At 52.4% G+C, this 7,323-nt stretch carries 6 protein-coding genes; all 6 read left to right on the top strand.

Annotated elements, in window-relative coordinates; all coding sequences use genetic code 11:
• The coding region (locus tag VIN66_RS15190) for an altronate dehydratase family protein (RefSeq protein ID WP_331924765.1) at positions 1–1,367 on the top strand (1,367 nt) is incomplete at its 5' end.
• A 47-nt stretch (positions 1,368–1,414) separates the two neighbouring features.
• Positions 1,415–2,839, top strand: a complete 1,425-nt coding sequence (gene uxaC / locus VIN66_RS15185) for a glucuronate isomerase (protein ID WP_134057386.1) — start codon at positions 1,415–1,417, stop codon at positions 2,837–2,839.
• A 153-nt stretch (positions 2,840–2,992) separates the two neighbouring features.
• Positions 2,993–4,462 (top strand): mannitol dehydrogenase family protein, encoded by a 1,470-nt coding sequence (locus VIN66_RS15180; RefSeq protein ID WP_331924764.1) that lies wholly within the window; start codon positions 2,993–2,995, stop codon positions 4,460–4,462.
• Positions 4,462–5,118, top strand: coding sequence for a bifunctional 4-hydroxy-2-oxoglutarate aldolase/2-dehydro-3-deoxy-phosphogluconate aldolase (eda, locus tag VIN66_RS15175; RefSeq protein ID WP_331924763.1), 657 nt, complete (start codon positions 4,462–4,464; stop codon positions 5,116–5,118). The genes VIN66_RS15180 and eda overlap by 1 nt, the downstream gene beginning before the upstream one ends.
• Before the next feature lie 11 nt (positions 5,119–5,129).
• Positions 5,130–6,086: a sugar kinase gene (locus VIN66_RS15170; RefSeq protein WP_331924762.1), complete on the top strand. Its 957-nt coding sequence runs from the start codon at positions 5,130–5,132 to the stop codon at positions 6,084–6,086.
• A 420-nt stretch (positions 6,087–6,506) separates the two neighbouring features.
• A partial coding sequence (locus VIN66_RS15165; protein WP_331924761.1) for an aldehyde dehydrogenase family protein occupies positions 6,507–7,323 on the top strand: 817 nt, incomplete at its 3' end.

Raw genomic sequence — 7,323 nt, 5'->3', positions numbered from 1 at the left:
ACAAGGTGGCTCTTACCGACATCGCTAAAGGCGATGCAGTTGTGAAGTATGGTTTCGCCATTGGCACCGCAACCTGCGATATCAAAGCCGGCGAGCATATTCACTCGCATAACCTGGCGACTAAGCTAAGCGGCCAGATTGATTACCGCTATGACGGTTGTCAGGCGCAGCCGCTGGCGTTTCCACCTGGCTTACCGACCGAATTTATGGGTTACCGCCGCGCCAACGGCAAAGTAGGTACCCGCAACGAGCTGTGGATCATCAACACAGTAGGCTGCGTTAACCGTGCCGCTATGCGGGTAGCCGAGCAGGCACGCAAACTGTATAGCAATGATATCGACGGTATTTATGCCTTTACCCACCCGTTTGGCTGCTCGCAGCTGGGCGACGATTTAGATCACACCCGGCGTTTGCTGGCCGGCCTTATTCAGCACCCGAATGCCGGTGGTGTATTGGTGATGGGCCTGGGCTGCGAAAATAACCAGTTAAGTAAGCTACTGGCTGCCAGCCCCGGTGTCGACCTGAGCCGTATCCGCTCGTTTAATGCGCAGCAGGTCGAAGATGAGATTGAGCAGGGGCTGGACTCGGTTGCTGAGCTGGTAACACAAATGCGCCAGGATAAACGCAGCCTGAGCCCGGTGTCGGACTTAGTGGTTGGTATGAAATGTGGCGGCTCTGATGGCTTAAGCGGCTTAACCGCTAACCCGCTGGTTGGACGCATTGCCGATTTAGTGGCAGCCGCGAACGGCAAAGTGGTGCTGACAGAAACACCGGAGATGTTTGGTGCTGAGCAGGTGTTTATGGCCCGTGCCAAAGATGAAACCGTGTTTGGCGACATCGTTGGGCTGGTAAACGATTTTAAACAGTACTTTATTGATAACAAACAGCCGGTGTATGAAAACCCCAGTCCGGGCAACAAAGATGGTGGTTTAACCACGCTGGAAGAGAAATCACTCGGTGCTATTCAAAAAGGTGGCTCAGCGGTGGTGAATCAGGTGATCCGCTACGGTGACACGGCCAAACAAAGCGGCCTGACGCTGCTGGAAGGCCCGGGTAATGATGCGGTGTCATCTACGGCACTGACTGCTGCCGGCGCTACGTTACTGCTATTTACCACAGGCCGGGGCACACCGCTTGGCTTTCCGGCACCGACGGTGAAAATTTCGTCAAACTCGTCACTGGCGGCCCGCAAGCCCCAATGGATAGATTTTGACGCCGGTGGCTTGCTGAAAAAAGGCCAGGATGCGCAGCAGTTCAGTCATGACTTTTTCCGTTATCTGATTGACGTGGCATCAGGTAAAGCGACACGTAATGAAGTGTCTGACAACCGTGAAATTGCGATCTGGAAAAACGGCGTCACGCTGTAAACGCTGAAATTACTGAATTTAACTACTTTAAGAAACAGGACATCAATATGGCACAAAGTCGTCGCTTAGAACTGCACCCGGACCGGTTATTTCCGTCTGATCCTGTGGTGCGCGATATCGCCCGGCGTTTATATCAGCAAATTAAAGACTTGCCGATAGTCAGCCCGCATGGCCATACCGACCCACGCTGGTTTGCTGAAGATGCCAACTGGGATAATGCCACCGCACTGTTGCTGCTGCCGGATCACTACGTGTTTCGCATGTTGTACAGCCAGGGTATTAAGCTCGAAGAGTTAGGTATCCGCCGTAAAGACGGTGCTGTGGTAGAAAGCGATTACCGCAAAATATTCCATATTTTTGCTAAACACTATTACCTGTTCCGCGGCACGCCGTCGCGCATCTGGCTGGACACAGTATTTCACGACGTATTCGGTTTAACCGAAACCCTGTGCGAAGAAACAGCCGATCACTACTACGACAGTATTAACGCACAGTTGGCCAAGCCGGAATTTAAACCGCGTGCTTTACTGCAGCGTTTTAATATCGAGCTTATCGCCACTACCGAAGGCGCGCTGAACGATTTAAAACACCATGCCAAATTAAAAGGTACTGGCTTTGAAACCCGGGTTATTACCACCTTCCGCCCCGATGATGTGGTCGATGCAGATCGTGCTGATTTTGCGGCTAATGTCGCCAAACTGGGCGAGATTACCGGTGAAGACACGCAAAGCTGGCAAGGTTACCTGGCGGCGCTGCGTAAACGCCGTGCAGTGTTTCGTGACCACGGCGCAACGGCAACAGATCATGGCCACCCAACGGCACTGACCGCTGATTTACCGATGAAAGAAGCGGCGGCGTTATTTCAACGCTGTTTAAGTGGTAAAGCCAGCAAAGCAGACACCGAGTTGTTCCGCGGCCAGATGCTGACCGAAATGGCTGGCATGAGCCTGGAAGATGGCATGACCATGCAAATTCACCCGGGTGCGCATCGCAACCACAACAAAATCATTTTCGATCGTTTCGGTGCTGATAAAGGCGCTGATATTCCAAGCCCGACCGAATATGTACAGGCGTTAAAACCGCTGCTGCAGAAATACGGCAACGAAGCCAGCCTGAATATTATTCTGTTTACACTGGATGAAACCACCTACGCCCGCGAGCTGGCGCCACTGGCCGGCCATTACCCGGCACTGAAACTGGGCCCGGCCTGGTGGTTCCATGACAGCCCGGAAGGCATGCTGCGCTTTCGTCATCAGGTAACTGAAACGGCCGGTTTTTATAACACTGTGGGCTTTAACGATGATACCCGTGCTTTCCTGTCGATCCCGGCCCGGCACGACGTGGCACGGCGTATCGACTGCCGCTTCCTGGCAGGTTTAGTTGCTGAACACCGTTTAACCGAAGAAGAAGCCGGCGAGCTGGCGTATGAGCTGACGTACGGTCTGGTAAAGAAAGCGTATCAGTTGAAATAATGTTAAGCACAATCTAACAGCGGGGCAGTTTGCTACTAAGCAGAGCGTCTGCAGCATGGATGCTGCAGAGGAGTCTACAAGGATGTATTTACGACGTCTCTGCGTGTAACAAACTGTCCAAGCCTACACTGCAGCAAATAGCAGGAATCATGAATGGCAAATCTTAGTAATCAGGCTCTGGCGAGTCTAAACGGCAAACTACCGCTACCCGCTTACCGGCTGGCTGAGCACAAACCTAAAATCGGCATTGTGCATTTAGGCCCCGGCGCCTTTTTCCGCGGCCATCAGGCCTGGTATACCGAACAGGCACTGCAATATGGCGGCGACTGGGCTATCAGCGCCGTATCTATGCGCTCACCTGATGTCAGCCAGGCGCTGACACCGCAGGATGGCCTGTATACGCTGGCGGTGCTGGACGCAGTACAAAGCTATCAGGTGATAGGCTCAGTACAGGAAGTGCTTATTGCCAGCGAACAATACCCACAGGTACTGGCGCGTTTAACGGCTGCCAGCACTAAATACGTTACCATGACCATTACCGAAAAAGGCTATTGCCTAAATGGCAGTGGTCAGCTCGACTTAACTCATACGCAAATACAGCAAGACTTAACAGGAAACCAGCAACCGGTTACGGCTATTGGTTTATTGTTTACTGCACTGGCGGCACGGTTTCAGGCCAATATCGCACCGTTTTGCGTTATAAGCTGCGACAACCTGACCGACAACGGCCATAAACTGCGTAGTGCGTTAATTGCCTACGCTGAGCAAAAAGACCCGACTATCGCAAACTGGTTAAGCCAGCAACTGATTAGCCCCTGTACCATGGTCGACAGCATTACCCCGGCAACAGATGATGCAATTAAAGCACAGGTAGCAGAGGTGCTGGGCGTAGCGGATAACTGGCCTATTAAGCGCGAAGCTTTTGTGCAGTGGGTGATAGAAGACATTTTACCGGCCGACCGGCCGGCCTGGCAGCAAGCCGGTGTGATTTATGCGCAGGATGTCAGTGCTTTTGAAAAAGCCAAACTGCGGCTGCTAAACGCACCGCATTCAACGCTGGCGTATGTTGGTTCATTACTGGGTTATGAAACTGTATTCGACGCCATGCAGGATAAAACGCTGACGCAGTTTATTCAGCAGATGATAAGCGATGAGATTATGCCATCGTTTACGCCACCGGCTGAGTTGGATGTTCAGCAGTACAGCAACGATATATTAGCGCGGTTTCGTAACCCGGCCATCAGGCATTTACTGGCGCAAATTGCCTGGGATGGTTCGCAAAAACTGCCTATGCGTGTACTGCCGGCCATTCGTGACAACTTAGCCTCTGGTAAACCCATAGATAAACTGGCATTTGCCATTGCTGCCTGGTGTCGTTTTATTGTGAAGCGTTATAAAGATAACGAAAAGCTGGTAGATCCACTGGCTGAGCCTTTACTGGCTGTCGCGGCCCAGTGTACCGGCCAGGCTGATACTGATGTGGCACTGTTTCTGGCGGTGGATGCGGTGTTCCCGGCCGAACTGAGCCTGAACAAAGCCTTTTTCCCGGCAGTGCGCGCTGCCTATCAACAATTAGCTACCGGGCCAGCTGCTGCGCTGGCCGTTTTTGCAGGAGAGGCCTGATGTCGTCTTTACCCCCGTTATTGTCTTCTGTGGTCAAAGGCCCGGCTTTATTACCCATTATTCAGGCAGATACACCCGATGAAGCGGTAGCTATTGCCAAAGCCCTGGCCGATGGCGGAGTTAGCTCGGTTGAAGTAGTGCTGCGCACGCGCCAGGCGCTGGCAGCGGTTACTGCTATCCGTAGCGCGTTGCCTGATTTGCTGGTAGGTGCAGGTACTGTGCTGTCAGCCGCTGATGCCAATGCCTGTAAAGATGCCGGTGCGCAGTTTCTGGTTAGCCCGGCTAGTACACCCAAGCTGTTAGAGGCGATGCTCGCAACCGGTTTGCCCTTTGCACCTGGGGTAGCAACGCCGTCTGAAATTGCCATGGCGTATGAATACGGTCTGACGGAAGTGAAGTTTTTTCCGGCGCATTTATCCGGCGGTATCGAGATGCTAAAAGCGCTGCGCGGTGTGTTTCAGCAAGTACGGTTCTGCCCGACCGGCGGTATTGGCCAGCACAATCTGGCCGATTTTTTAGCACTACCAAACGTGTTTGTTGCTGGCGGTTCATGGTTAACTCCGGCTAATCTGGTGAAAACCCAGCAATGGGGCCAAATAAGCGAGCTGGCCAGCGCCGCAAGCGCTATCGCACGCCAGCTTAAAACCGCAGCATAAGGAGTAGCAGCATGAGCAAACGTATTGTCATTATGGGCGAGTGCATGGTCGAGTTATATCAGCTGGTCGATAACGTTTATCACCAGAACTTTGCCGGTGATGTATTCAACACAGCCGTATACTTAAAACGAACCAGCGAAGTGCCAGTTGATGTGCAGTTTTTTACCGCCGTGGGTACTGATCTTATCAGCGATAAACTGGTACGGGCGGTAGAGCGGGAGAAAATTGATACCAGCCTGATGTTGCGTACCAAAACGGCCCGGCCCGGCCTGTATATGATTAATACCGATGCTTTTGGTGAGCGCAGTTTTGTTTACTGGCGCGACAGCTCAGCAGCGAAGCAAACGCTGCAATGCTTTAATCAGCAGCTGGATTTTTCTGCGCTGCAAGGCTGCGACATGTTTTATTTCTCCGGCATTACGCTGGCCATTCTGTCTGACAGCGACCGCGCACAGTTGTTTGAGCTTGTGCAGCAGTTAAAAGCCAGCGGCAGCCAGGTTGTATTCGACCCGAATTACCGCCCGGCATTGTGGCCGCATGCCGACAACGCCAAGGCCGCCTTTATTCAGGCTTACAGCTTAGCGGATGTGGCATTGCCTGGGCTGGATGATCACAAAGTGTTGTTTGGCGCCCAGACCACCAATGATGTGGTTGAGCAGCTCGTTGAGCTGGGGGTGGCAGAGATTATTGTCAAAGATGGCAAAAACGGCATCAACGGCCGCTATCAGCAAAAAGGCTTTACGGCTCAGGCACATGCTGTGAAGAAAGTGGTGGATACCACAGCAGCCGGTGATTCGTTTAATGGTGGCTATTTAGCGGCGCGTTTAGGCGGTATTGCACCGCAGCATGCAGTGAAGTTCGCTGCGCGTCTGGCAGGGTTTGTGGTCGAGCATACCGGCGCTATCGTCAGTAAAGATCATTTTAATGGCTTTTGGGCGCAAAACCGGCCGTCGGTGTTTGTGAAGTGATGATTGGGCCGGTATTGGTGGTTGGTGACGCCGCAATAAAACACGCAGACACGCCGTAAACCCATCCCTGGGAGCTCCATTACAAACTTCATCCATGAAGTTTGCCCGTTGGGCCAGCGGAGCTGTTCAAATTCGTTCCGGACGAATTTGTCACGCATCCTTGCGGGAGACGGTCTGCTTAGTTTTTTTCCGGCATAACTAAGGTAGCAGGTTGAAACCCCGAAGCGCACAGCCACAGAGTGTCTGAGTGAGCGAAAGCGAGCGAGTTGCTGTGGCGAGCACATCGGGTGTTGCAACCGGAAACAGTTAACAGCACAAAAATGCAGAAAAAAATAACAAGATCCGGCCTAAGCCGGGCAAGCGTCGCATCTGACCCTGACTAACAACCAAGGCAATTATTTGTTAGCAAAGGAGCAAGGCATGAGTTTAGTAAGCGTTTTTCCGCAGGCGGCGGATATTCCGGCACAGTTTGCCCATAACGCCGTTATTACCCAGCGGGAATACCTGTTAAATGGTGAGTTAGTCAAGTGGCTTGGCGAGCTCAGCCCGGTTGTTAGCCCGGTGTATCTGCGCAGTGACCACAGCGATGAATTACAGCAAGTGGTGCTGGGGCATACCCCGTTGCTTGACGCCGACACGGCATTAAAAGCACTTGATAGCGCCGTTAAAGCCTATGATCTAGGCCGCGGTGCCTGGCCAACGATGGCGGTGCTGGAACGTATTCAACATGTCGAAACCTTTCTGGGTTTAATGCAGCAACAGCGCGATGAAGTTATTCGGCTGTTGATGTGGGAAATCGGTAAAACCTACCCCGACGCAGCTAAAGAGTTCGATCGTACCTGCGATTATATCCGCGATACCATCAACGCGTTAAAACAGCAGGACAGAGATGCCAGCCATTTTATTATTGAACAGGGCAGCTTAGGTAAAATCCGCCGTGTACCGGTCGGTGTGGCGCTGTGTATGGGCCCGTTTAATTACCCGCTGAATGAAACCTTTACCACGTTAATACCAGCGCTGATCATGGGTAATACCGTGATCTTTAAACCGGCTAAATACGGTGTGCTGCTCATTCAGCCATTGCTGCAGGCCTTTATGCAAAGCTTTCCGCCGGGCGTCATTAACATCATTTATGGCCGCGGCCGCGAAACGGTGGGCGTGTTGATGGAAAGCGGCAAAATAGACTTGTTCGCTTTTATCGGTACCAACAAAGGTGCCAGTGATTTAAAACGGATGC

Origin of the sequence: Rheinheimera sp., assembly GCF_036568245.1 — a bacterium.
GTDB lineage: Bacteria > Pseudomonadota > Gammaproteobacteria > Enterobacterales > Alteromonadaceae > Alishewanella.
Note: the sequence above shows the minus strand (reverse complement) of the source record. Positions and strands in the feature narration are given on the sequence as shown.

Excerpts from the sequence above, each read along its gene's own strand:
- eda (WP_331924763.1), top strand. The coding sequence starts at position 4,462 with ATGTCGTCTTTACCCCCGTTATTGTCTTCTGTGGTCAAAGGCCCGGCT.
- VIN66_RS15180 (WP_331924764.1), top strand. The coding sequence starts at position 2,993 with ATGGCAAATCTTAGTAATCAGGCTCTGGCGAGTCTAAACGGCAAACTA.
- VIN66_RS15170 (WP_331924762.1), top strand. The coding sequence starts at position 5,130 with ATGAGCAAACGTATTGTCATTATGGGCGAGTGCATGGTCGAGTTATAT.
- uxaC (WP_134057386.1), top strand. The coding sequence starts at position 1,415 with ATGGCACAAAGTCGTCGCTTAGAACTGCACCCGGACCGGTTATTTCCG.